The following is a 25,293-nucleotide window of genomic DNA, read 5'->3' as shown; positions in this document are numbered from 1 at the left end:
TCAGTTCATCATGAGCACCAGCCCCACCAACCCGGCACATGACCATCTGCTCCAGGCAACGTGCGCTATCGTCGGCGGCGGCCCGGCGGGCATGGTCCTGGGGCTCTTGCTGGCCCGCGCAGGCATTGAGGTCACGGTGTTGGAAAAACACGCGGATTTTCTGCGTGATTTCCGAGGCGACACGGTCCATCCGACCACCCTGACCCTCTTGGACGACCTCGGGCTCTTCGACCGTTTCGATCGCCTCCCCCAGTCGCATATCTCCCAGGTGAAGGTCCCAGCCGAGGACGGTGCCGATGTTGTGGTCGGGGACTTTACGAGACTGCCCGTGCGTCACCCCTATATAGCTATGGTCCCGCAATGGGATCTGCTCAACCTCATTTCCGAAGCCGCCTCGCACGAACCGCGGTTCACCCTGCTCACCGAGCACGAGGCCACGGGAACCGTACGCGAAGGAGAACGCGTGATAGGAGTCGATTTCACCGCGCCGCAAGGCAACGGTCGACTACTGGCTGACCTTACTGTCGCCTGTGACGGCCGATGGTCCGCTGTTCGTGCATCGGTCGACCTGCCGACCAAAGAGTTGCCCGTAGATTTCGATGTCTGGTGGTACCGCATCACGACCGAACGGAACATTGGGGAAGCTCTTCTGCCACGCACCCACAACGGACACGCGGTGATCGCAATCCCGCGCCGCGGATACGTCCAAGTCGCGCAATTGGGCCGCAAGGGAACCGACAGCAGCATCCGTGCAAGGGGCATCGAGGTTTTCCGCGCCGAAACTGCGGATCTGCTGTCCGATCTCACGGAAGACGTCTCCAGCATCGAGTCGATGGACGACGTCAAGCATCTCGATGTGCGCGTGGATCGTCTTCGACGGTGGCATGCCCCGGGCGTCTTGTGCATCGGCGACGCTGCTCACGCCATGTCTCCGGTCGGTGGAGTCGGCATCAACCTCGCCGTACAGGATGCGGTGGCCGCGGCCCGACTGCTCGCCGGGCCACTTCACCAGGGGAAGCTTCTGCAGGTTCACGGAGACCGAATACTCGCGCGCGTTCGCCGGAGAAGGCTGGTGGCCACGGTGCTCACCCAGAATGTGCAACGACTCATGCACGCCAAGATCGTCATGCCGGTGCTGAACGGAATGGAAATCCGGGTTCCGAAATTCCTCAAGGTCCTCCTCAGACGTTTCCCGTCCGTGACGACTGTCCCGGCCTACATCGTCGGGATAGGCGTCCGCCCCGAGAAGGCACCTACGTGGGCTCGGCGAGGGGGCTTCTGAATCGAGGTCAGCTGCAATGACCGGGGAATCGATGGTTGTGCCACCAGATATTCACCAGGCATAGATCTCACGCCTTCTCAGAAGGCTTCAACCCGCACGCCACCAGCTCATCACCGCAGGACCCGCCGGTCCGCCGTCTGACCCTTGCTGACGAATCAGAACCCTTGGGCCACGCGGTAGTAAACGGAGTTCCAGCGAAGAGTTTCCTCGAACCGGTTCACGGTAGTGTCCGCATCGATCTCCGCGAGTTCAACCTGAGCGATTTTGGCAAAATCTCGCCAAGTATCCAGGTCAACCTGCGTCGAAAGCACCGTGTGGTGGGCCGCACCGGCCGCCAACCAGCAGCTGACCGACGTCGGGAAATCCGGTTGGGGTTGCCATACCGCGCTGGCCACGGGCAAGTTCGGCATCTCTTCGTCGGGCTGGATGACATCGACGACATTGGCAGTGAGCCTGAACCGGTCCCGAAGGTCGGACATCGCAACGACGACTCCGGGACCTGAATCCGCATTGAACTTCATTCGTACGGGATCCTCGCGGTCGCCGATACCGAGAGGGTGTACTTCAACGGACGCCTTCGACGTCGTCAGCGATGGACACACCTCCAACATGTGCGCGCCGAGAATCTTCTCCTCACCACCGACCATGTTGTAGCAATAATCTTCCATGAGGCTTGCCCCGCCCGGAAGCCCGAACCCCATGACCTTGGCGATCCTGATGAGGGCACCGGTTTTCCAATCGCCTTCTGCCCCGAAACCGTATCCATCAGCCATCAAGCGTTGCACCGCGAATCCAGGCAGCTGGCGAAGTTCGCCAAGGTCCTCGAAGGTATCCGTGAACGCCGATGCTCCTGTGGCTTCCAGAAAATTCCGTATCGCAGACTCCTGGCGGGCCGCATATCGCAAGGAACTATGCGATGGGCCGCCGGGCACCAGCTCAGGAGATACGTCGTATTCCACCAAGTATTCGTCGACGAGACCGTCCACCGTCGCCTCAGGCACGGCCGCCACGGCCTCGGCGAGTTCATTGACGGACCAAGTGTTGATCGACATGCCGAAACGAATTTCGGCCTCGGTTTTGTCGCCTTCAGTGACAGCGACATTGCGCATGTTGTCGCCGAAGCGGACCATCTTCATGTTCTGCGCCTCGTTCCATCCGGCTGCAGCGCGTGCCCACGCTCCTATGCGACGCGTCGTGGATTCTTCGCTGACATGTCCGACCACACTCACTCGGGGGATCCCCATGCGAGTGAGGATGTATCCGAATTCCCGGTCACCGTGGGCCGCCTGGTTGAGGTTCATGAAGTCCATGTCGATCGTGGACCAGGGCAATTCCGCGGCGGCCTGGGTATGCAGATGCAATAACGGCTTACGAAGGGCCTCGAGGCCTCGGATCCACATTTTAGCCGGAGAAAAGGTATGCATCCACGCGACTACGCCGATGACATTGGGTGCGGAACCGGCTTCGAGGATCGTTTGAAGGATGGGCTCGGAGTCCGTGAGGACCGGTTTCCACACCACCTTGACCGGAAGATCGGAGGTTTCATTCAGCGCAGCGACCACTGCCTGTGACTGCTGCGCCACTTGGGACAGGGTTTCTTCCCCGTAAAGGCCTTGACTGCCCGTCAGAAACCACAGTTCCTTGGACGCGAAAGGGTTCTTCATCATGATTTTGGTGCTCCTTGACTTGAACGAATGGGATCGGGAGTCTGTTGGCCGTAAACATTGTGGTAACGGTCGTACAGATGCTCGGCGACGTCGTCGGACAGAACCAATGGCTCGCCGACCTGGCCGGCGACCACCATCGTCTTGGCCACTTCTTCGACCATGACCGCAGCCTTGACCGCAGCCTCTGCTGTGGGGCCTATCGTGAACGGCCCGTGATTCTTCATCAGGACGGCAGGCGACCTGCTGTCCCGCAAAGTTTCGACGATTCCGCGGCCGATGGAATCGTCGCCGATAACGGCGAATGGTCCAACGGGTATCGATCCGCCGAATTCGTCGCCCATCATCGTCAGGGCACACGGAATTTCGCGGCCGACCGCGGCCCAAGCCGTCGCGTAGGTCGAATGCGTGTGGACGATCCCGCCTACTCCTTCCATGTGCCGGTAGACATAGGCGTGGGCCGCCGTATCTGAGGAGGGGCGATGATGGCCTTCCACGAGGTTTCCGTCGAGATCGCACACAACCATTGAGTCCGCGGTGAGATCCTCGTAGCGGACCCCGGACGGCTTGATTACGAAAAGATCGTCCGGGCCGGGACCTTCCCCCGGATTCCGGATCACCCGTTCCGAAACATTTCCTGCGGTCCACACCACAAGGCGCCATCGCGGCAATTCGGCGTGCAAGTGCGCAACGCGCTCCTTGGCCTCGGCAATGGCTTCTCTGCCGGAAAAAACGGGCAAGTTCGGCTGGTGAATCATAGGTCGCAAGCTCCTCGTGCGAATCTCATGGGTCTCAGGGGGTCGTCTCGAAGGAGAACTCAAGGAATGGTTCGTCCGGCAACCATTTGCACATCTAATGCATCGCGATAACGCTGGAGGTATCGCTCAAAGCCAGCAACGTCCGAAGGCCGCGGCTCGGTCCGACGAGATACGGAGGATGCAAAAATGTGCCGTTCCAAATAGTCGGGCAGAGAATCTGCGTTCTCGGTCCCAGCAAAAGCTGCGAGCAACGCGATGCCCCAGGCGCCGCCTTCGCTGGCTTCCTCGGAGACCACGACGGGCGTCTTGGTCGCGGCTGCCAAGAATCGTTGTGCGACCCCGGCCGTCTTGAAGAGACCGCCATGCGCACTGAGCGCCTCCAAAGCCACGTTCTCTTCCTTCAGGATGTTCAGACCAATCACCAGGGGGGCTAAGATTCCGTAGATCTGGGAGCGCATGAAGTTCGACAGCGTCAGACGACTGCCAGACGAACGCACGGTCAGTGGCCGTCCTTCCTCGAATCCCATAACCGGCTCGCCGGCAACATTGTTGAAGCTCAGAAGCCCGCCGGCATCGGTGTCGCCGCTCAGCGCCTCGGTCAGTATGATCGAGTAGGCCTCGTCCAGGTCGATGTGCTCGCGAGTGCCGAATGCGCTGGCCACCTGCGTGAAGAGGCCAACCCATTGGCTGAGTTCGGATGAGCCGTTGTTGCAGTGGACCATGGCAACGTCGTCGCCAGCGGGGGTCGCTACGAGGTCGATTTCGTGGTGCACCTCGGAGAGCTGCTTATCCAGGACCACCATCGCAAAAATACTGGTTCCCACGCTCACGTTTCCGGTAGCCGAACGAACCGCGTTGGTGGCCACCATTCCGGTACCTGCGTCGCCTTCCGGAGGACACAACGGGATCCCGGGGTGCAGCTCACCGGACGGGTCGAGGAGCCGGGCACCAGCCTCGGTCAGCACACCCGCGCGCCGCCCCGCACGAAGACAACGGGGCAGGACTGTTCTGAGATCCCCAGATGGCAGATCACCGCCGAAGGCAGCGTTGAACTGTAGGAGCAGACGCTCGTCGTAATCACCGCCCGTGGCATCGATCGGGAACATGCCGGAAGCGTCACCTATTCCCACGACCTTCTCCCCGGTGAGTCGCCAGTGCACGTAACCGGAAAGAGTCGTCAGGAAGGTCAATCGGCTCACGTGGTCTTCTCGATCCAACACGGCCTGACGAAGATGCGCGATGGACCACCGCAAGGGAATATTGATCTGGAAGAGGTCGGTGAGTTCTTCGGCGGCGGCCGCCGTGGTTGTGTCCCGCCACGTCCGGAACGGGACGAGCAGCTCATCCCGGGAATCGAAAGCCAGGTATCCGTGCATCATCGCGGAGACTCCGAGAGCCCTGAATGATCTCGGAGTCACTGCGTAGTTCTCTCTGAATCCGGCGACAAGGTCCGCGTAACTGGCTGCCACACCCGCCCACACGTCGTCGAGGTCGTAGCTCCAGTGCTCACCGACGCGGTGGCTCTCCCAGGAGTGGATCCCGGTACCGATCGTCGTCCCGTCGGACAGGATCGCGCACGATTTGATCCTGGTTGACCCAAGCTCGATGCCCAAATAGGCATCACCGTTCTCCAGAGCTACGCGGGCCGCCGTCCGCGTTTCATCGTTGTTTGTATTCCGGTCGTCCCGTGTCATGTGGAAACTTTCCGTGGTCTTTCCGTTGGGAGGAAACGACGCCGTCGTCGTCCCGCCAGGATGATGTTATCGCTAACATTTGCGACGTAGGTCTCATCCTGCAACAAGTTGCCCACCTTGGCAAGCACCAATCCGTCACATACGGGGCACATCCAGCACCCGCAGAGGCGGGCCCGGACAGCTGTTTCCATTACCGTTGGACTAGAGCACGACCGCCCTCGACCCGCTTGCACAACATTGCGGCCGCTTCGTCGTCGGACAGAAGCTGCCCGCACCCGCGGCGGTCCATGACACCTGGAGAAGAACACCTTATGGCCACATCACACCGTCCGAGCATGGCCGAAGTAGCTCAACTCGCCAAGGTATCCCACCAAACGGTGTCCCGCGTGATCAACGGCTTCCCTGGAGTGCGCCCCCAGACACGGGAACGCGTTGAGCAAGCAATTCGCGAAACCGGGTACCGCCGTAACCATGCCGCGCGAACCCTGGTGACCAACAAATCCGGCCTCATCGGCGTCGTAACGAGTGGATCTGCCCTCTTCGGGCCAGTCAACACGCTGGTGGGAATCGAAGAAGCCGCGCGACTTCGCAACTATTCCACGTTGCTAACAACGCTTCGCGAAGGATCCAAGGCCGAATTCGACGCCGTCGTGGGGCAGCTTCTCGATCGCGGGGTCGAAGCCATAGTCATCATTGCCGCTCATGAAGAACTCGTCCACTACGCAGGGGCCACGACTATTGGGGTCCCGCTCATCGTAGTCGGCCCGAGCCGCACCGAAGCGTCCGATCTGAGCACGATGAGCGTGAACCAGGAACACGGAATGAGACTGGCCGTCCAGCACATTGCTGCGCTCCACCACAAACACATCCTCCTCCTGAGCGGGCCTCACCACTGGATCGATGCCCAGCAACGTCTCCGAGCAGCCACCGATGAGTGCACAAAGTTGGCAGTGAGCTTTGAGACAATCGAAGGCGATTGGTCCCCGGAATGCGGGTACCGCATAGCCACGGACCTCATGTCTCGCACCGACAAACCTCAGCCAACCGCCATCCTGTCCGCCAACGATGCGATGGCCCTGGGCGCTTTGTCCGCATTCAGGGATGGAGGGTGGAGCGTTCCGGAAAACATCAGCGTGATGGGCTTCGACGACCTCCCCGAATCGGGATACTTCCAACCCCCACTCACGACCGTCCATCAGGATTTCCGCGCTCTGGGCGGGCGTGTGGTCGCCGCCCTGGTCGCCCAGCTCCAAGACGCGCCGGCCGACCCGACACCCGTCGACCCCACACTCGTGATCCGTCGCTCAACAGCATCGCCGAGGGCCTGACCCGCTCATCCAAGGGCGCCCAAAGGAAGCATTGACAAGCCCTAAAAATGTGAACTAGCCTACACATCAACGTAAATGTTAGCGCTCTCATTTTTGGCCAGACTGTCTCCCGACCGTCAAACATCTGCGTACAACATGGAAAGGGCAGTGCATCAGCGTGGACAACTGCGCGTCAGAAGAGTCCGTCACCGACCACATGCACGGCTTCGGCCATTGTGGGCAGCATCGGTCTCGTCGACGTCGTCGACTCACGATCATGTGCTCCCTTCCTCGACGATGAGAAGTGGGCCGAATGGGCTCACAAGGAGTGAGATCATGCCCGCAGCAGATCACAAGATTTCCAGCAAATTCATATACTTCTTCGGTTCGTTCGGTGGCATCCTCTTCGGGTACGACATCGGCGTCATGACCGGCGCCCTCCCATTTCTGCAGAACGATTGGGAGCTGCACGACAATGCGACAGTCATCGGCTGGATCACCTCCGGTGTGATGTTCGGAGCCATTTTTGGCGGCGCCCTTGCCGGGCAACTCTCCGACCGTTTCGGCCGCCGAAAGATGATTCTGGCTTCAGCCCTGGTTTTCGTGGCGGGATCGGTCCTGTGCGGAATCGCGCCCCACCAGGGAGATTTCTACCTGGTACTGATGCGAATCTTCCTCGGCCTCGCCGTGGGCGCAGCGTCTGCTCTGGTCCCCGCGTACATGTCCGAGTTGGCTCCGGCCAAGCTCCGCGGACGCCTGTCGGGACTCAACCAAACAATGATCGTTTCCGGCATGCTGATTTCGTATCTTGTGGATTTCTTCCTCAAGGACCTCCCCGAAGCCTGGGCCTGGAGAACCATGCTCGTCATGGCAGCCGTTCCCGCCATCATCCTGTACTTCGGCGTTCTCCGTCTGCCCGAGTCCCCGCGATTCCTGGTCAAGCACGGAAAGGATCAGGAAGCCCTCCGGGTCCTGGGATTCATTCGCAAGGGCGATGACATCACGAGGGAACTCACCCTGATCAAGGAGACAGCACAGCTCGAGTCCCGAGCACAGAAGTCGACGTCCTTTGCGACCCTGTTCAACGGCAAGTATCGGTATCTTGTCATCGCGGGCGTCGGCATCGCCGCGTTCCAGCAATTCCAGGGCGCCAACGCGATCTTCTACTACATCCCGCTGATCGTGGAGACGGCCACGGGAAGCTCTGCCAGTAGCGCTCTTCTGTGGCCCATTGTCCAGGGCGTCATCCTGGTCCTGGGTTCCCTTTTGTTCCTGGTGATCGCGGACAAGTTCAACCGACGAACCTTCCTCATCATGGGTGGGCTCGTCATGGGTCTCTCATTCATCCTGCCGGCCCTGATCAACACCGTGTTCAGCGATGTGAACCCCATGATGATCGTGATCTTCCTGAGCCTCTACGTGGCGTTCTACTCGTTCACCTGGGCGCCCCTGACCTGGGTGATTGTGGGCGAGATCTTCCCGTTGGTCATCCGCGGACGTTCGAGTGGGGTCGCTTCGTCGTTCAACTGGATCGGCTCCTTTGCGGTTGGTTTGCTCTTCCCGATCATGACGGCATCCATGCCGCAAGAAGCCGTATTCGCGATTTTCGGAGTCATCTGCATCCTCGGAGTGCTATTCGTGAAGTTCTTCGTCCCGGAGACACGAGGCCGCACATTGGAAGACATCGAGACCAACTCGATGCCTATCCAGCAGATCCGTCAGGAACAGGCGACGGTGATCAACGACTTCGACAGGACGGAAGAGACCACCTCGGACCAGTCTCGTCCGTGACGTTCTTCGGCCGAGTAAGGACCGAGAGCGCGCCATGGCAGCGGCCCGCTCTCGGTCTTTGCTCCGACCATCGTCGCGCACGACAGGCGCGCAACGTGCTGAACGACTGCCCGGGGTCAGTTGGTCTGGATAAGCCTCACACCACGGCCGGTTCACCGCTGCGAGGAAGACTTCTCTGAGCGTTCAGGGACGCTCAAGCAAGTTCACGAATCAACCGCCGAGAAGCCGAGAGCCCGGTCTCTATTGCCCCGTCCACGACGACGCCGCGCCATCCCTGCGCCCAGTCGGCTCCGGCGAAACGCAAGCGGGTCCCGGTTTCGTGGAAATGATGCCACCCATTGGTGAACTGTCCTTTCTTGAGTGTCGCCCATGCCTGACCACTCCATTTGTCAGCGACCCAATCGTGCCCAGTGCAGTCCACGACTTCCAGATCAGGCCGCCATTGATCCACGATCTTTTGGGCCGACTTCGGGTCGCTCACATCGACTTGGTCATGCTGGGAACCGAAGCAGACACAGATGGTATCGCCGTCGGGCAGAAAGTACTCGCTACGTAGAAGCGCTCCCCGGGCAGGGGTCGGCGCATAGCCAAAGATGCTGTGGTGCCCCTTGATCTTGATCCAAGTCTTGCATCCGGTGGAATTCCATTTTTCCTTGAGCACCGACCTCATGGCCGGCGGCAGTCCGGGCTCGAACTCGATGTTCTCCAGAGCGCCTAGCGGAACGGTGACGATCACGGCGTCGCAGGCAATGGATTCACCGTTCTCCAGGGTGACGACGGATGAGGAAGCGTCGTGGCGGATTTTACTGACGGGCGTATTCAGCCGCAGCGGACAGTTCAGGTCTTGGGCAATGTTCTGATAGATGCCGCGCATGCCGTTAGTGAGTTTGAACCGCAGGGTTTGGTCGTCCATGAGGGACTGCCGGTGATCCGACAAGGCGACCCATTGTTTGGCCATGAGCGACGAACCGCGGTTCGGATCGCCGATGTAACCGGCCGACCAGTAGGAATCGCAGAGGTCAATCTCTTCTTGACTGAAGTCCCCTTGGCGCAGAATATCCAGGACGCTCGTCTGATCCGCAGCCAGAAAACGCTGGCGGATTTCCTCCGGGCCGTCGAACTCATTCGACAGTACATGCAACGGATTATGAGGGTACGGGAAGAACTCCTTCGACCCTTCGAAAATCGCGTTCATTGGCCGTTCCATCAAACGGTCGATGTCGGCTTCGCTGCCTGATCGCACTTCACCGTTGGTTACCCAATAGGCCTGATCCGTGTAAGGGCTGGGATAAATCGTTTGGCCGTAGCGCGTTATCTCGCTCCAAACGTGGGGCTGCATCCAATGGACCCACGTCGCGCCCATTTCGAGGGTGTGACCCATCCGTTCATCGGTCCAGGCCCGGCCGCCTATGCGATCACGGGCTTCGACGACTTCGACCTCGAAGCCGGCCGTGTGCAGTTCGCGCGCAGCTACCAACCCGGAGAACCCGGCACCGACAACGACAATATGGGGATTAGTCATGAGAAATTCCTTTCTGAGGGAAGACGTATTTCGGAGGGTCCGGTCACGCGGTCGAGACCTTTGGTCGCCAACACAGTTTCTGGTCGTCGGCGAATAATGACCTGCCCCCAGATCAGCCCTAGGACGCCCGAGACGATAATGATGCCCGGCATGATGAACACCAGAGCCGAGGGGTTGTCTGGACCTATCATGAGGTCGAAATTCACGAGGATGAGCAGGGCCACAGCCCCTAAACCAAGGGTCGCCAAGGATGGTGCTATGTACCGGGTGAAAGGACCATGCCCTTGGGGATTGCGGACGAACCAAACCAGGATCGCCACCGAGGTAACGGCGAGCAGAAATACGAGCCCGAAAGCTGCAGCATTGGTGAGCCAGGTGAACAGGGTCGTGATGGGAAACATCTCCCCCATATCGGACCCGGCACCGAGGAATGCAAAAATGACGACGACGATCAGTGCCAACATGGACTGTGCCAGGGAGCCGCCGACGGGCGCCCCTGCCCGTCCGGACTTGGCGAGTGGGCGAGGCAGTACTCCCGACCGACCGAGGGCGAAGAAGTACCTCGCAGCCGCATTGTGGAAAGCAATCAAAGCCGCGAGCAAACTCGTGACGAACAAAATGTTGGAGATTTCCGAGAGGGCGGGGGCGAGCTGAGAAAGCCAGACGAAGATCAGGTCGGGTCCGAACTCGGCGGCCTGCTGGTTGATCGCACCAGGTCCGATGCCCATGGCCAAGCACCACGACGAGAAGGCATAGAACACGGCGATAATGCCGACAGCAATGAACGTCGCTCGAGAAACCGTCCTTCGCGGGTCCTTGGCCTCTTCGGAATAGATCGCTCCCGATTCGAACCCCATGAATGAGGCAACGCCGAAAGCCAGAAGGACGCCTATTCCGTTGGTGAAAAAGTCTCCAGGTCTGATGGTTTGAGCTGAGATGCCCTCAGGAGCAGTGAACAGACCGACGACGCAGACGACGATGACGACGAGGAATTCGAGGCTGACGAGCACTCCCAGTACTTTGGCCGACAGGTCCACATTGTTGACACCCAGCGCACCGACAATGAGCCAGCCCATGAGGGCCGCACCCCACCAGGGGAAACTAAACCCTGTCCAACTACTGAGCAAGGTTGCGAGGGAGAACCCGAACAGCCCGTACAGTCCAATCTGCATCATGTTGTAAGAGACGAGCGCGAGGATTGCGGCCCCGATTCCTTGCCGCCCACCAAGGCCCTCCGTGATGTAGGCGTAGAAAGCCCCTGCGTTGTGGATATGTCCGCTCATGGCTCCGTAGCCGATCGCGAAGAGCATCAGAATGATGCCGAGAGCGACATAGCAAAGGGGCACACCGAGGCGCCCCGAGACGGCGAAGCTCGTCGGAACACCACCGGCCAGCACCGTCAATGGAGCCGAGGCAGCAATGATCATGAATACCAGTGAACCGGTGGAAAGATGTCGAGCGCCGAGCCGCGAGGATCTCTCTGTCATGGGAACCTCCCTTGTGAGTGAAGAACACTCCATCAACTGTGCGCCACGACACACCGGTTGCGGTTGTGCCTGCGTGCTGAGGGGTTGGCCGTCAGTGCCCCGCATGCTGTGCGAAAATTTCAGCACAAGGACAGAGGCGACTACCGCAAAGCCACCCTGAGGCCCGCGATGGTCGCCGCAGAGCTGAGTCGCCAACACGTCCGTTGCTTGACCGACGATATTTCCGCCCAAGCGGGACTCATGGACCTGACCATCGACAGATGCGTTCGCGGCTCACCTCGCCAGCGCGATTGCGGCTATGGGTTCCCCGCATGGAACGCAATCACATTCGGCGATCGAAGCACCCAGCGGGGTGCTGGTTTCCGACCATTTGATCGAGAAGCAAAGTGACCTCGAAGGGTGCAGGGCCCGAATACCGGAGCGCCCGGTAGAGATCAAATTGCAGGTCGGTTCGTCACGAACGCCGCTGACCCACACCGGCCCTTTCGAATACCCCATGCTCGACTTGAGTTTATTCGCCCAGGTGCCCGAGTTTTTGAGAAGCCGCGTCCTCTTGGTCAGTAACCTCTACTTCCCAGCCACAAGTGCAGACCACTTCGAAACCGGTCGGAGACAGAGATTCCGTCACCGGATGAATTTCCACGCCATGGTCCATCCCACGATGGTGTCACAACCTGCTTCCGGAACCATTTCTCTGGATTTAACAATGACACCCCCCCCCTTCCGGGCTCTGGGACACGTGCGAGCTCTTTGGCCGTGGTCCACCCGGGGGATTCCCCCGCGAAGCGGCTCCCCTGGCTGCTCGCCGAACACTGTCTTCGATGCCTCAGGCGACCTGTCCAGGGATTTTCACCCCGTCCCTCACCTCCGGCCAGGCCGCATTTCCGGAGAAGCACACTGCCGGAATTGCGACTACATACTGGCCGCCACAGCAATATATTCACAACCCGAAAACAGCCTCGGAACTGTTACCCACTGGTACAGGTACTGACTTATTAGTTGTTGTTACGGACACCAAACGAAGAAAATATGCCTGAGTATCATATTCACAGTGGCCGACAGCACTGAACCCCACGGTAACCAAAGCATGACTAACCAGGAGGATAAGCGTTTTCGACGCCGATTTTTGCTTTCGAGATATAGTTTTTATAGCTCGACGACACAATAACCGTGATCCGTGCGAGGGCAATCTCGGACAAAACATGTGCGCTTCAGTCCGAGCTGCCAGGGTCGAGGAGCCGATCGAGAGAACGACTCCTCGACCCCCTTATATTTAACAGTCATTTCTCAGGCGATGTGAACCTCAACTCGTAAAGGAATTTTTGGGCGAATCGTCGAGGCGGAGACGAATTCGGTCAAGAAAATCCCGGAAGGCGCTTGATAAAGAAGCTGCGAGAGAGTTTCATGGATCATGAAGCGCACAGCCCTAAGACAAACCTCCCAATATTGGAAAGGGCATGATTATGGCTGACAAAAACAACCCTGGACAGTTCGGAAATCGCGAGGACACCGCAGAACAAGCCCATAGGGGCGGTGAGCAGAGCACCGGAAGCTTCGGAGACAAAAACGCTGCCGACCCGCGAGAAGCTGGTCGGGAAAGCACCGGAAGCTTTGGCGAGAAAAACTCGGCCGACCCGCATGAGGCCGGCAAGGAGGGCGCTGAGGCCCAGTCCACGGAGGGCAAGGCCAAGGCCGTCATAGAGGCAAACAGTCCAGCTAAGCATTCCTAGCTGACAAGTCGGCCGGTAGGGATCCAGGGGTTCCTCGGATTCTAGTCCGCCCGACTTTTCCGGCTTTTTGCGGGAAATACTCCTCCGGCCCAGGGCCAAGACCAACAGCATCCTGGCCGGTCACATGCCGATCCTCATCACACAGAAGTTCAAGGGCGCAGCCTCCCGGGCGAACGTAGTCTTCAGCCGCCCGACGGAACGGACGCGGTTCCCATTAGGAAGAAGGCCGATCATGAGAGCAGTAACGTGGCAGGGCAAACGCAACGTCAGTGTAGAGGACGTACCGGACCCGACCCTGCAGCTGAACGACGACGCCATCATCCGTATCACTTCAACCGCAATCTGCGGTTCTGACCTCCACCTCTACGAAGTGCTCGGGCCATTCATGGACCAAGGCGACGTCGTCGGACACGAGCCTATGGGCGTCGTCGAAGAAGCAGGGCCGGAGACGAACCTGACCGTGGGATCACGCGTCGTCATTCCGTTCACTATTTCCTGCGGTCGGTGCTGGATGTGCCGGAGAGGGTTGTACTCCCAATGCGAAACGACCCAGGTCACCTCTGCAGGCAGTGGAGCTCAGCTCTTCGGCTATTCACGGCTGTACGGATCGGTTCCCGGCGGCCAGGCTGAATACCTGCGGGTCCCGCACGCCGACTTCGGTCCTATTGAGATCGGCAGCGCAGAAGACGGGCGCGAAGCACCGGACGAGCGTTACCTTTTCTTGAGCGACATTCTTCCGACCGCTTGGCAGGCCGTCCAGTATGCTGATGTCCCGTCCGAGGGAACCATGGTGGTCTTTGGCCTGGGCCCGGTCGGACAGTTCGCGGCGCGTATTGGCGTGCACCGGGGATATACGGTCTTCGCAACAGACCCAGTATCGGAAAGGCGTCAGATGGCGGAGCGTCACGGCGGGACGGCCCTGGCACCCACCGACGAGGCTTACGAAAAGATCAAAGACGCCACCGAAGGCCGCGGGCCGGACGCCATCGTCGACGCCGTCGGGATGGAAAGCCACCATTCTCCCGCGGGAAAACTCGCACACCAGGCTTCGAGCCTGCTTCCGGACAAGGTCGCCCGCGGCGTGATGAAGAACGCCGGGGTCGATCGGCTTTCGGCTTTGCACGATGCCATCTCGTTGGTGCGGCGCGGCGGCACGCTCTCCTTGAGCGGCGTCTACGGCGGCCAGGCGAGCCCCATGCCGCTGCTGCAGATGTTCGACAAGCAACTGCAGATTCGGATGGGCCAGTGCAACGTCAAGCATTGGATCGACGACCTCTTGCCCCTGGTCGATGATCCGAAAGATCCCTTGGGTGTGGAAGACCTCGTCACGCACTCGCTTCCACTGGAGCAAGCGCCGGAAGGGTACGAGATGTTCCAGAAGAAGATGGACGGTTGCATCAAAGTCGTCCTCAAGCCGTAGACCTGACGACCGAACACTCACGGGTCAATCAAGGGAAAGGCAATAAAAATGTCACACAATCAGCAAGATCACTCGGAAGCACACGAGCCTGCAAAGGGCCAGGAGTCTCAACCGATTCCTACCCCGTCCCCAGGCCGTCCCAACGTCGAGAGTCCTTCGGCCAAAGAGCCGACTAACCCCCAGCCTCCGTGGAGTGTCAGTGAGGATCAGCACAAGGTCGTGCCTCGCACGCCGACGGGAGAAGTGGCCAACGAGGACCCCGATTCGATTGCTCAGCACGGTTCATTCCTGACGACCTCCGCCGGCTCCCGATTGCGGGACACCGATCACTCGCTCAAGGCCGGAGAACGCGGCCCGTCCCTACTTCAGGATCACCACTTCAGAGAAAAGATCACGCACTTCGATCACGAACGTGTACCGGAACGAGTGGTCCACGCCCGTGGTGCCGGCGCCCACGGGTTCTTCGAGGCTTACGGCAATGCGGATTCGGTCACCAGGGCAGGATTCCTGGCTCAGGGCAAGAAGACACCGGTATTCGTGCGGTTCTCAACGGTCTTGGGATCCCGGGGGTCCGCCGACTCGGTGCGAGACACCCGCGGTTTCGCGACTAAATTCTACACCGAAGAAGGCACCTTCGACCTGGTGGGAAACAACATCCCGGTGTTCTTCATCCAGGATGCGATCAAGTTCCCGGACGTCATCCACGCGGGCAAACCGCACCCGGACCGTGAGATCCCCCAGGCACAGAGCGCCCACGACACGTTCTGGGACTTCGTCTCTTTGCACACCGAAGCACAACATCACACGATGTGGAACATGTCCGACCGCGGGATCCCTCGTTCGTACCGGATGATGGAGGGCTTTGGCATCCACACGTTCCGGTTGCAGAACGCATCGGGAGAAACGTGTCTGGTGAAATTCCATTGGAAGCCCAAACTCGGTGTTCATTCCATGACCTGGGAAGAAGCCCAGATCACTGGGGGCATGGATCCCGACTTCCACCGCAGAGACTTAGCCGACGCTATCGAGTCCGGTGCCTACCCGGAATGGGAACTGGGAATTCAGGTTTTCGAGGACACTGTCGAACAGATGTATGAAGGAATTGACCTCCTGGACCCCACCAAAATCGTCCCTGAAGAAAAGGTGCCGGTTCAGCTCATCGGTCGGATGGTCCTCGATTCCAACCCGCGCAATTATTTCGAGGAGACCGAACAGGTTGCGTTCCACCCCGGTCATCTGCCGCCAGGAATCGACGTCACCGACGACCCTTTGTTGCAGGGGCGCCTGTTCTCATACATTGACACGCAGCTGACCCGCCTCGGCGGACCGAATTTCAATCAGTTACCCATCAACCGACCGCATGCCCCGGTCAACGATATGTTCCGAGACGGATACGGGCAGCAGGCCGACCATACCGGCGTCGCGCCCTACAAGCCGAATTCCTTGGACGGCAATAATCCATTTGCCGCAACGGAAGCCGATGGGGCCTTCACGGACCTGCCCGTTACGGTTGCCGAGTCAGTCAAGACCCGCGCCGCTCCCGCGAGCTTCGACGACCATTTCAGTCAGGTCAGACTGTTCTGGAACAGTTTGACCGACATCGAAAAGGACCACGTCGTAGGTGCATATTCATTCGAGCTCGGAAAAAGCTACGAAACGGCAGTCCAAAAGCGCCAGGTAGAGAATCTCGCCCGGATCGACAAGTCGCTGTGTCAGCAAGTGGCCGACAGCCTGGGCCTGCCCACGCCTGATGCCCAAGGGCTCGCGCAAACCGGCGACGACCGGAGCCCTGCCTTGTCGCAGATCAGGGGCGCATGGCCCGTGGATGGTCGGGTCATCGGCATCGTCGTGGATCCCCAAGACCCTCCGGAAGGATTGGCAGATCTCCACGAGAGCATCGTCGAATCCTCCATGGTCCCGAACATCGTGTCCACCCGCGGCGGCGAAGTCTCCGGCGTACCCGTCACCAAAACTCTCACGACCGTTCGCTCCGTGGAATTCGACGCAATCATCCTGGCGGGTGCACCGTCCAAGAAAGCGGCGGACTCCAAACGTCAGGATGCCAAAACCGGCGTCCGAGCCGGCTCCGGCCTCGATCCCCGCGTGGATCTGCTGCTCGACGAGTCATGGAGACATGGCAAGGCAATCGGCGCTTGGGGACCCGGGACGGATGCGCTGCACGGCGCCGGATACTCGCTCGACGATCCGGGCATCGTCACGGGCTCAAGTCCTGATGAGGTGCTGCGAGGAATGACCGACTTGCTGAGCAAGCATCGCGTGTGGGAGCGGTTCGAGACCACGAGCGATTCCGTCTAAACGGGATCTCCGGAGACAAAAACAACCGATTCTCAGGTGGCCGTTGCCGGCTTTCGGCAACGGCCACCGCTAGTTCTTCCTGGGTCTGAGAACTCTAATCCTCGTCGTTGGGACCGCCCTCAGTGTCCTGTGAAATCCTGACGCTGACCACTCCCGAAAGCTCCGTCAAAGTGGCGACGAGAGAACGCAGTGGCGGGCGTCCCCGAAATCTCGCGCGCAACACTACTTTGTCGCCGATTCTCTCGGTCGACTCGATCTGCGCCGTATAGCCCATCGACGTCGCTTCGGACAAGATATCCCTCAGGATTCCGTGCCCATCAATGTAGGTGAGCCGGAGAACGTTCCGGTCCGACGCCCCGGGAAGCCTCGTCACGATGGGCATGAGGACGGTTGTGGCAATCAAGTACAGGATCGTACCTTCAATTGCGATCCACGGCAGTCCCGCCCCCGCGGCCATGCCCACGGCGGCCGTGACCCAAATGGATGCGGCCGTGGTCAACCCGCGCACAAAATTCTTGCGGGTGAAGATCACTCCCGCACCGAGAAAGCCTATTCCGGAGGCGATCTGCGCAGCGATCCTCGAAGGGTCCAGTACGACGTCGGAGCCCAGCAAGGTCCCGAACCCATAGCCCGAAACGATCGTGAACAACCCGGAGCCTGTCCCCACGAGGATGAGGGTGCGCAGGCCAGCTTGCTTCTGACGAAGCTGACGTTCGAAGCCGATGATGCTCGACAGGACGAACGAGGTCAGGAGCAGGCTCGATGTCAGAGCAAAATTCGATTCCGGCCCCAGGGTCCAGATATCCGTCGCCGCAGCCATCGTGTGCATCCCCTACTTTCCGGCCGGAGCAGCCTCAGCTTCCGTCAGACGTCCACCCACTATCTTCTCAGTTGTTGACGCGATCAGCCGCTCTGCGGGCGGCCGACGCGACGTCGTGGTTGGTGGACAGCTCGGGATGGTGCAGATCCAGTGCAGGCCGTTCCGAGCGGATTCGCGGCAGGGCCGTGAAGTTGTGACGCGGCGGCGGGCAGGATGTCGCCCATTCCAGGGAGCTTCCAAAGCCCCACGGATCATCGACTTCAACCTTTTTGCCGTTGCGGGTCGTGATGTAGACGTTCCAGAAGAACGGCAACATCGACACCGCCAGAATCATGGCGCCGACGGTCGAGAACTGGTTCATCCAGGTGAAACCGTCCTCGGGCATGTAATCAGCATAACGACGCGGCATTCCGTCCACACCCAGCCAGTGCTGGATCAGGAAGGTCGTGTGGAAACCGATGAACAGCAACCAGAAGTGGATTTTGCCCAGTCGTTCGTTGAGCATCTTGCCGGTGAACTTCGGCCACCAGAAGTAGATGCCACCGAACATGCAGAACACGACCGTTCCGAAGACCGTGTAGTGGAAGTGCGCGACCACAAAATAGGTATCGGACAAGTGGAAGTCCAGCGGAGGAGTAGCCAGGATGATCCCGGTGATGCCGCCGAACAAGAAGGTCAGCAGGAATCCGAAGATCCATAAGAGTGGCGTCTCGAAAGTTATGGATCCCTGCCACATCGTGCCAATCCAGTTGAAGAACTTCACACCGGTCGGAACCGCGATCATCATGGACATGAACGCGAAGAACGGAAGCATGACCGAACCGGTGACGTACATGTGGTGGGCCCACACGGTCACGGACAGCGCACCGATGGCGATCGTCGCGTAGACGAGTCCCTTGTACCCGAAGATCGGTTTGCGTGAGAACACCGGGATGATCTCGGATGCGATGCCGAACATGGGTAGGGCCAGGATGTAGACCTCGGGGTGCCCGAAGAACCAGAAGAGGTGTTGCCACAGGATCGAACCGCCATTTTCGGCGTCGAAGATATGGCCGCCCAGCCTGCGGTCCATGCCGAGCGCGAAGAGCGAAGCCGCCAAAGGCGGGAAAGCCATAATGATGAGTATGGCGTTGATCAAGGCCGTCCAGGTGAAGAGCGGAACCCGCCACATGGTCAGCCCGGGTGCGCGCATGCACAGAATCGTCGTGATGAAGTTGACGCCGCCCATGATGGTGCCGAAGCCCTGTAGGGCAAGGCCGAAGACCCACAGGTCGCCACCGACACTCGGGGTGTACGTCGACGAGTTCAACGGCGCATAGGCAAACCAGCCGAAGGACGCTGCTCCCTGCGGGGTGATGAACCCGGCGATTGCGACCAGCGAGCCGAAGAGGAAGAACCAGAACGCCAAAGCGTTGAGACGCGGAAAAGCGACGTCCGGAGAACCGATCTGCAATGGAACCAGCACGTTGGCGAACCCGATAAACAGCGGGGTTCCGAACATCAGCAGCATCAGGGTGCCGTGCATGGTGAACAACTGGTTGAACTGATCCTTGGTTTCCAGGATCTGCATTCCGGGCTGGAACAGCTCAAGACGCATGACCAATGCCATGATGCCTGCCAGCAGGAAGAACGTGAAGGACGCGATCATGTACATGTAGCCGATGGTCTTGTGGTCCGTGGACGTGAGCCAATCGACCACAATCCTGCCCCGGGACCGGGGGACATTGCGCGTAACGGCTGGGCTCTCTGAAGCCGAATACTCAAATGTAGACATCACGTCACCTTTCAAACGCCGGGCGAAGAACTGCCGCGGGGACAGGCCCTCGTTCACGGACCGACTCTCGCGGGTACCACTTCAGAATCAGATCAGATTGTCGATGAACCTCCGTTGGCCACTTGTTGTTCTGCTGCTTCGACAATGTGCTGGGCATCGATTCCCGCCCAATCGAGCAGCTCGGCGCTGGTACCGGATCCCGGCATGCCTTCAACTGCGAGATGCGTGACTCGCAGAGGAGAGACCTGTCCGGCAAGCACGGAGACGACCGCCTCGCCGAGGCCACCTTCTGGATGGTGGTCTTCAGCGATCACGACATTCCCGCCCGCGGCCTTCACGGCTCCTCGGAGGGTCTCTGCGTCCAGGGGTTTGACCGAGTAGCAATCGACGACCCGTGCGGAAATTCCCTTCTCGCTCAAGGCGTCCGCCGCGGCGAGGCACTCGTGAAGAGTGACTCCGGCCCCGATGAGAGTTACCTCGTCATCGTCGCCGGCTCGCAATGTCTTTGCACCACCGATGGGGAACTTCTCCTCTTCGGAGTAGATCACGGGCAATGTACCGCGAGTTGCGCGCAGATAATTGATTCCCGAACGGTCCGCCATCTGCGCGGTCAGAGCGGCCGCGCTGACGGCGTCACTGGGGTAGACGACCGTGGAACCGTGCACGGACCGAAACATCGCGAGGTCTTCGACGCCCATTTGGGAAGGACCGTCCGGACCGATCTCGACCCCCGCGTGTGACCCTGCGATACGCAGATCCGCACCGGAGATCGCGGCCATACGGATGAAATCGAAAGCTCGGGTCAAGAATGCGGCGTAGGTCGATGCGTAGGCCTTGTAACCACGGACGTTCAGGCCGGTTGCGGCGGCGATGAGCTGTTGCTCGGCAATAAACATTTGGAAGTAACGCTCGGGGAAGGCTTCCCCGAAATCGTCGGTGTGAGTCGAGTTTCCGACCTCCGCGTCAAGAGCGACCAGCCGAGGGCCACTGTGGCCGAGTGCCACGAGTGCGTCGCTGTACGCCTGACGGGTCGCGACTTCGTCACCGATTTCGTAGGACGGCAACTGGACCTGCGTCTCTTCGATTCGATGAGGTTCGCCGGTCTCTTCAGGGGCGAGACCGAGCACTCGGAGGTCACGTTCACCGCCCAGTTCGCTGATCGCTCGGTCCGCCGCGTCCTCGGGCAACGGCTTGCCGTGCCAATCGTCCTTGTCCTCGATTTCGGAGAATCCCTTGCCCTTGATCGTCTGGGCGAGAATCACGGTCGGGCGGCCGCCACCTGTGCCGGCAGCGGCAAGAGCATCGTCGATCGAATGCAGGTCGTGGCCGTCGATTTTCACCGCCGCAGCTCCGAAGGATTCGGCCCGGCGCATATAAGTCTCGATGTCCCACCCGTGTTCGGTGGGGCCCGTCTGGCCGAGCCTGTTGACGTCGACGACGACGACCAGGTTGTCCAGCTCGTAGTAGGAGGCCTTGTCGAGTGCTTCCCATATGGAGCCCTCCGCCATTTCGCTGTCCCCGCACAATACCCAGGTGGTGTAGGGGAGTTTGTCCAGGTATTTCCCCGCGAGGGCGATGCCGACGCCGTCAGGCAGTCCTTGTCCGAGCGAACCTGTTGCCACATCGATCCACGGCAACTCCGGCGTCGGGTGGCCCTGAAGCCGTTGCCCGAACTGCCTGTACCCGGTCACCATCTCATCATCGGATATCTGGCCTGCGGCCTTGAGAACCGAATAGACGAGGGGCGATGCGTGGCCCTTGGAATAGATCAGGTGATCGTTGTACGAGCTCTTCGGATTGTCCCAGTCGTAGCGCAGATGCCGGCTGATGAGAACGGCAAGAACGTCTGCCGCTGACATCGACGAGGTCGTATGGCCGGAGCCTGCTGCGGTGCTCGAACGGATGGAATCCACGCGTAGCTGCGCGGCGAGTTCGGCGATGTCGGAAAAGCTATCCCGTTGGACATTGGTGCTCATGAAATGCCTCCTCATGGGTGCAGTGTTGAGCAAGCTGTCTTTACAGCCATCGACCGTTGCGCTCTGTTCGCGGACACAAGGCCTACTCCCATAGTGTCACTTGGGTCACCGACCCGAAAGGGGCCCTCGAAGTTTGGGTCTTGCTGGAACGGGGCGGACGGCTCGCCGAGAAGATCCATACCGGCGTGCTGCACATGGATAAGCACTCGGTAACTCAGGGGGATTGCCCTCCGGAAGCCGCGGGCGGCCTGACTAGGAACGCGAGCGTACTGCCTGGGGTCTTCAGGGATTCGCGGAGGGGATCTGAAATGACTTAACCATCGAGACGTCAGCTGATCCAGGCAGAGCCAGGGGGGCTGCAGATACCGAACGCATCTGCGGTCTGCCTATCTCCTGCTCGACTTATTTTTGGCGGTCCAGACTCGCGTAGACCACGTAATTGTCGTCGAAGAGGCCGGAAGAGGCGTCGTAACCGTCGCAGGTGATCAGACGCAATTGGGCGTCATCCGTGTGGCCGTAGACTTCGGCGGTCGGGAATCGGTCCTTCGAATACGCCTTGCCCTTCTTGACCGTGAATCGGGCTTCGGAGCCGTCTTCCCGAGCCACCGTGACCTGGTCCCCTGATTTCAACGACCGAAGGTCCGCGAAGACCCCGTCTCCCCCATCCGTCGCGTTGACGTGACCGAGGAATACGGACGGGCCGCGCTCTCCTGGCGTCGGTGATTGGTCGTACCAGCCTGCCGGTGAACCAGGATCGCCCGGGGGCACCTCGAGTCGATGGTTCTTGTTCAGGCCGAGTCTGAGAGGCTTGGTATCGACCCCGATCGAGGGAATTCGCAGTGAGGTCGGGCGCGAAGATTTCAGGACCGCTCCCCCACCGCCTTGTGTCTCGGTCCTTGTCGGTTCCGGGGAAGTCGGGTCGCTGTGCGTTGGTTCCGGAGTAGATGCCGAGGACTCGTTGTTGGGTGACTGCGATGTCGCCGGCGTAGCGTCGGACGGCTCGGGCGTGGCTGTGCCTTGTCCCGGGTCTGGGGCACAGGCCGATACCAGCAGGACAGCGGCAGCCGCGGAGACCCTGAGGAATCCGCGGCCGCCAGCCAAGAAATCAGCCATCATGCTGTACCGCTTCCGGGCCTAGGCCCGCTGACGACGACGCAGGTACACGGCTCCGCCACCGACAGCGACCAATCCGGCAGCACCGGCACCTACAGTGATCACGATCGAGGCGGGATCGGTCTTCTGCCCAACGCCGGTATCGGCACCACCATCGGGGACATCACCCATTTGCGAAGCGTTCAGGGTCCCGCAGGCAGCCGGCAGGGTCGCGGCCAAAGGCAACGAATCATCCAGCGGACTCATCTCCTGCTGAGCCGTCTGGCTCAGATTCGCCGGGTCCACACCGTGAACGACCATGACCGCGGTCCCGTCTTTCAGGGCCTGCTGGGTCGCATCATCGATGTCGATGCTCCGTTCGTAGGTGTAGGAGCTACCGCCGGGGAACCGGTCCACGGCCAGAGCAGAATCCGGGCTGGTATCGCCGGTCTCGGTCAGTGACGAGGCGATCATCCCGTAGGCGGGGTGGGCTTCCGGGGTGCTTACGGCGCCGTCGCCGTTCTGGTCCAGTTCCGGGCCCGGGCAGGTCCCGGCGGCTCCGATGTGGATGTGCTGGGCGTGGGGGAAGGGGCCGTTCTGGAAGGTCTCGGCAGCGCCTTGGACGGTCATGCTCACGGTGGCTTTGTTTCCGTCGACTTTCACGCTCGCCTCACCGGTGGTCCCGGAGTTATTGAGGCTATCCAGGTGGGCCATGGTCGTCCACGATCCCTCGTCGGTGGTGGTTGATTCCTGGGTGTGGCCTTCGTGGGCGGTGGCCGGTGGGGCCGATAGGGCCAGGGCTGCTAGGGCCAGGGCGGGGATGGTTAGAAGTAGTGGCTGTCGCATGGGGTGCTCCTCAGTGATCGGTGCTCGCTGCGTCCCGCTGATTGCGGTACGTATGTGTGAGCTTCGACACCACAACCCGTGCGGATGGGTATTACCCTATTTTTTTCTGAGAATTCTCGGAGTCCCTGTCTTCGTGTACCTGACGCCGCTCACCCAGCAGTTTTCGGCCGGAATCTCCAAACCGATTTCGGCAACCACCCATCCAAGACCACCGTGGGAACGAAGAGAAGGTATATTTCGACAGTGCACCTGGGGAGATAACCTGTGGCATGGTCCGTGAGGTGGCCTGCCCGCAGGGGGCGAATGATGCCGCGGTACACAGGTGCAACGGCACGACAGTTAGCGAGATCATGTGAGTTCGACGTCAGATACCCCGGGGGATGCTGACGGAGCGCCGAGAAGAGTCGTGAACGATGCGGATGAAGCCTATCGGGCCGAAAAGCTCGCCCGTAGCGCCCAGGGCGATGAATCCGCTTTTGCTGACCTCTACGATGCCACCGTCTCGGTGGTCTATGGTGTCGTGATTCGATTGCTGCGCTCCAGTGACCTTGCCGCCGAGATCGTTCAAGAGGTTTATCTCATGGCATGGCAGCAAGCGGAGAAGTTCGACCCCGCTCGGGGAACGACCAAAGCATGGCTGTGCACCATGGCCCATCGTCGAGCCGTGGACAGAATCCGCTCCAGCACCCGCCGACGTGACCGCGAGGAGCATTATCAGGCCGATGAACAGGCCACTGCCTCCGAGGATCCGACCTGGGAAGGTGTGGAGTCGGGCTTGGACAGCGAAGACGTGCAGACGGGGCTTGCGCAGGTGAGCGAGGTTCAGAGACAGGCCTTGAATCTGGTGTACTTCCGAGGGTTGAGCCACCAGGAGGTGGCCGAGCATTTGAAAATCCCTCTGGGTACAGCGAAATCCAGAATCAGGGACGGATTGGTCAGTCTTCGGACGGTATTGGGGGAACAGTGGTAGATAACAGTGCAGAGGGGCGTGATCAGGGCGGCGACGTCCATTCGGACGCTGCACTTTATGCTGTTGACGCCCTCGAGGTAGAAGAAGCACGTGCTTTCGAAGCCCACTTGACCATTTGCTCTCGGTGTCAGGAAGAGGTCGACTCTTTCCGCGTGACCGCCGAAGGGCTTGCGGAAGCCGTGGCGGTAGAACCACCAGCAGAGCTGAAAACGCAGGTGCTCGGCGCTGTTCACCGCGAATCACGACGAGGCACTGATAGCGGGCGGGCACCGACGGGCCAGACCGCTGCCGAACCCGAGCCCGGTTCACAAGCCAGAGTGTTTCCGCTCGGGACGGCGAGGCCTCGCCGCAGCCGCTGGCTTCTTGCCGCGGCCGCAGTCATTCTGGTGCCTGGTCTGGCGTTGGGAGGTTGGAGCCTAGGTCATCAAGCCGGCCAGGACAGCCAGCAGGTGACCGCAGACCAACAGCATCAGCAACAACAGCAGCAACGCCAGGACGAACTACTGACCGCACCGGATGTGGCCGTCAAACACGTGAGTAAGGACGGGGCCTCCGCGACGGTGGTTACTTCCCGCGAACGAACCGCCGCAATGTTTGTCGGTTCGAATTTCACCGATCCAGGACACGGCAAGCAGTATCAGCTCTGGCTGATGAAAGATGGGGCTCCCGTCCCGGACACGACCTTCAACGGTGGCGACTCCAGCGTTTGGCTGACCGGCGATGTTCGCGACGCCGAAGCCGTGGCGGTGACGGTTGAACCTGAGGGAGGGTCTCAGACCCCGACCAGCGACGTGATGATGGCCGCCGAAATCTAGCGGAGCCTAACTGCTCCCACAAAACCTGG

The 25,293-nt window shown here is 60.2% G+C and carries 18 protein-coding genes; 8 read left to right on the top strand and 10 right to left on the bottom strand.

The features are described from left to right. The first annotated feature begins 10 nt into the window (after positions 1 to 10). On the top strand, positions 11 to 1,282 hold the full coding sequence (locus sake_RS02410; protein ID WP_178945387.1) for an FAD-dependent oxidoreductase: 1,272 nt from the start codon (positions 11 to 13) through the stop codon (positions 1,280 to 1,282). Positions 1,283 to 1,437: 155 nt separating this feature from the next. Here sake_RS02410 and araA read toward each other — a convergent pair whose 3' ends face one another. Genes araA through sake_RS02395 form a run of 3 tightly spaced genes read right to left on the bottom strand, consistent with a single transcriptional unit; the run spans position 1,438 to position 5,398 of the window. Further along, positions 1,438 to 2,946, bottom strand: coding sequence for an L-arabinose isomerase (araA, locus tag sake_RS02405; RefSeq protein ID WP_129359413.1), 1,509 nt, complete (start codon positions 2,944 to 2,946; stop codon positions 1,438 to 1,440). Further along, positions 2,946 to 3,704 carry an L-ribulose-5-phosphate 4-epimerase gene (locus tag sake_RS02400; RefSeq protein ID WP_178945386.1) on the bottom strand — a complete coding sequence of 253 codons (759 nt, stop codon included), beginning with the start codon at positions 3,702 to 3,704 and terminating at the stop codon, positions 2,946 to 2,948. Before sake_RS02400 ends, araA begins: the two co-directional genes overlap by 1 nt. 59 nt (positions 3,705 to 3,763) lie before the next feature. Then, entirely contained in the window at positions 3,764 to 5,398 is a 1,635-nt protein-coding gene (locus sake_RS02395) for a xylulokinase (RefSeq protein WP_178945385.1), read from the bottom strand. A gap of 335 nt (positions 5,399 to 5,733) precedes the next feature. On the opposite strand from sake_RS02395, the gene sake_RS02390 reads away from it, so the two are divergent. Further along, positions 5,734 to 6,726: a LacI family DNA-binding transcriptional regulator gene (locus tag sake_RS02390; RefSeq protein ID WP_178945384.1), complete on the top strand. Its 993-nt coding sequence runs from the start codon at positions 5,734 to 5,736 to the stop codon at positions 6,724 to 6,726. A gap of 315 nt (positions 6,727 to 7,041) precedes the next feature. Beyond that, a complete protein-coding gene (locus sake_RS02385) occupies positions 7,042 to 8,496 on the top strand; it encodes a sugar porter family MFS transporter (protein ID WP_178945383.1) in 1,455 nt (484 codons plus the stop codon). A gap of 193 nt (positions 8,497 to 8,689) precedes the next feature. On the opposite strand, the gene sake_RS02380 is transcribed toward sake_RS02385, so the two are convergent. Both sake_RS02380 and sake_RS02375 read right to left on the bottom strand, forming a co-directional pair. Beyond that, the gene (locus tag sake_RS02380; protein WP_371811969.1) at positions 8,690 to 10,129 is read right to left on the bottom strand and encodes an NAD(P)/FAD-dependent oxidoreductase; all 1,440 of its coding nucleotides are present in this window, start codon (positions 10,127 to 10,129) and stop codon (positions 8,690 to 8,692) included. Then, positions 10,015 to 11,505: an APC family permease gene (locus sake_RS02375; protein WP_178945382.1), complete on the bottom strand. Its 1,491-nt coding sequence runs from the start codon at positions 11,503 to 11,505 to the stop codon at positions 10,015 to 10,017. Before sake_RS02375 ends, sake_RS02380 begins: the two co-directional genes overlap by 115 nt. Before the next feature lie 1,463 nt (positions 11,506 to 12,968). Between sake_RS02375 and sake_RS02370 the strand changes: the two genes are divergently transcribed. The 3 genes from sake_RS02370 (at position 12,969) to sake_RS02360 (ending at position 16,971) form a co-directional block, all read left to right on the top strand. Then, positions 12,969 to 13,235 carry a stress protein gene (locus tag sake_RS02370; protein WP_178945381.1) on the top strand — a complete coding sequence of 89 codons (267 nt, stop codon included), beginning with the start codon at positions 12,969 to 12,971 and terminating at the stop codon, positions 13,233 to 13,235. Positions 13,236 to 13,467: 232 nt separating this feature from the next. Continuing rightward, positions 13,468 to 14,655, top strand: coding sequence for an alcohol dehydrogenase catalytic domain-containing protein (locus sake_RS02365; RefSeq protein WP_178945380.1), 1,188 nt, complete (start codon positions 13,468 to 13,470; stop codon positions 14,653 to 14,655). A 48-nt stretch (positions 14,656 to 14,703) separates the two neighbouring features. Beyond that, positions 14,704 to 16,971, top strand: coding sequence for a catalase (locus sake_RS02360; RefSeq protein WP_178945379.1), 2,268 nt, complete (start codon positions 14,704 to 14,706; stop codon positions 16,969 to 16,971). 94 nt (positions 16,972 to 17,065) lie between these two features. Here sake_RS02360 and sake_RS02355 read toward each other — a convergent pair whose 3' ends face one another. From sake_RS02355 to sake_RS02335, 5 genes are all read right to left on the bottom strand, one after another. Beyond that, the gene (locus sake_RS02355) at positions 17,066 to 17,791 is read right to left on the bottom strand and encodes an MgtC/SapB family protein (RefSeq protein ID WP_178945378.1); all 726 of its coding nucleotides are present in this window, start codon (positions 17,789 to 17,791) and stop codon (positions 17,066 to 17,068) included. Positions 17,792 to 17,858: 67 nt separating this feature from the next. Beyond that, on the bottom strand, positions 17,859 to 19,565 hold the full coding sequence (gene ctaD / locus sake_RS02350) for a cytochrome c oxidase subunit I (protein WP_129358786.1): 1,707 nt from the start codon (positions 19,563 to 19,565) through the stop codon (positions 17,859 to 17,861). Positions 19,566 to 19,657: 92 nt separating this feature from the next. Then, positions 19,658 to 21,541 carry a transketolase gene (locus sake_RS02345; RefSeq protein ID WP_178945377.1) on the bottom strand — a complete coding sequence of 628 codons (1,884 nt, stop codon included), beginning with the start codon at positions 21,539 to 21,541 and terminating at the stop codon, positions 19,658 to 19,660. A 402-nt stretch (positions 21,542 to 21,943) separates the two neighbouring features. Then, the gene (locus sake_RS02340) at positions 21,944 to 22,657 is read right to left on the bottom strand and encodes a class F sortase (RefSeq protein WP_243155725.1); all 714 of its coding nucleotides are present in this window, start codon (positions 22,655 to 22,657) and stop codon (positions 21,944 to 21,946) included. Positions 22,658 to 22,675: 18 nt separating this feature from the next. Beyond that, on the bottom strand, positions 22,676 to 23,479 hold the full coding sequence (locus sake_RS02335) for a hypothetical protein (RefSeq protein WP_178945376.1): 804 nt from the start codon (positions 23,477 to 23,479) through the stop codon (positions 22,676 to 22,678). Positions 23,480 to 23,831: 352 nt separating this feature from the next. Here sake_RS02335 and sake_RS02330 point away from each other — a divergent pair, with 352 nt between their 5' ends. Continuing rightward, positions 23,832 to 24,449, top strand: coding sequence for a sigma-70 family RNA polymerase sigma factor (locus sake_RS02330; RefSeq protein ID WP_238147529.1), 618 nt, complete (start codon positions 23,832 to 23,834; stop codon positions 24,447 to 24,449). Further along, complete coding sequence (locus tag sake_RS02325) at positions 24,443 to 25,264, top strand: anti-sigma factor domain-containing protein (protein ID WP_165000936.1); 822 nt, start codon at positions 24,443 to 24,445, stop codon at positions 25,262 to 25,264. The genes sake_RS02330 and sake_RS02325 overlap by 7 nt, the downstream gene beginning before the upstream one ends. Positions 25,265 to 25,293: the final 29 nt, after the last annotated feature.

The sequence above is a fragment of the Kocuria sp. TGY1127_2 genome, from assembly GCF_013394385.1.
Classification (GTDB): Bacteria; Actinomycetota; Actinomycetes; order Actinomycetales; family Micrococcaceae; genus Rothia.
This window is presented reverse-complemented; position numbering and strand designations above follow the sequence as displayed.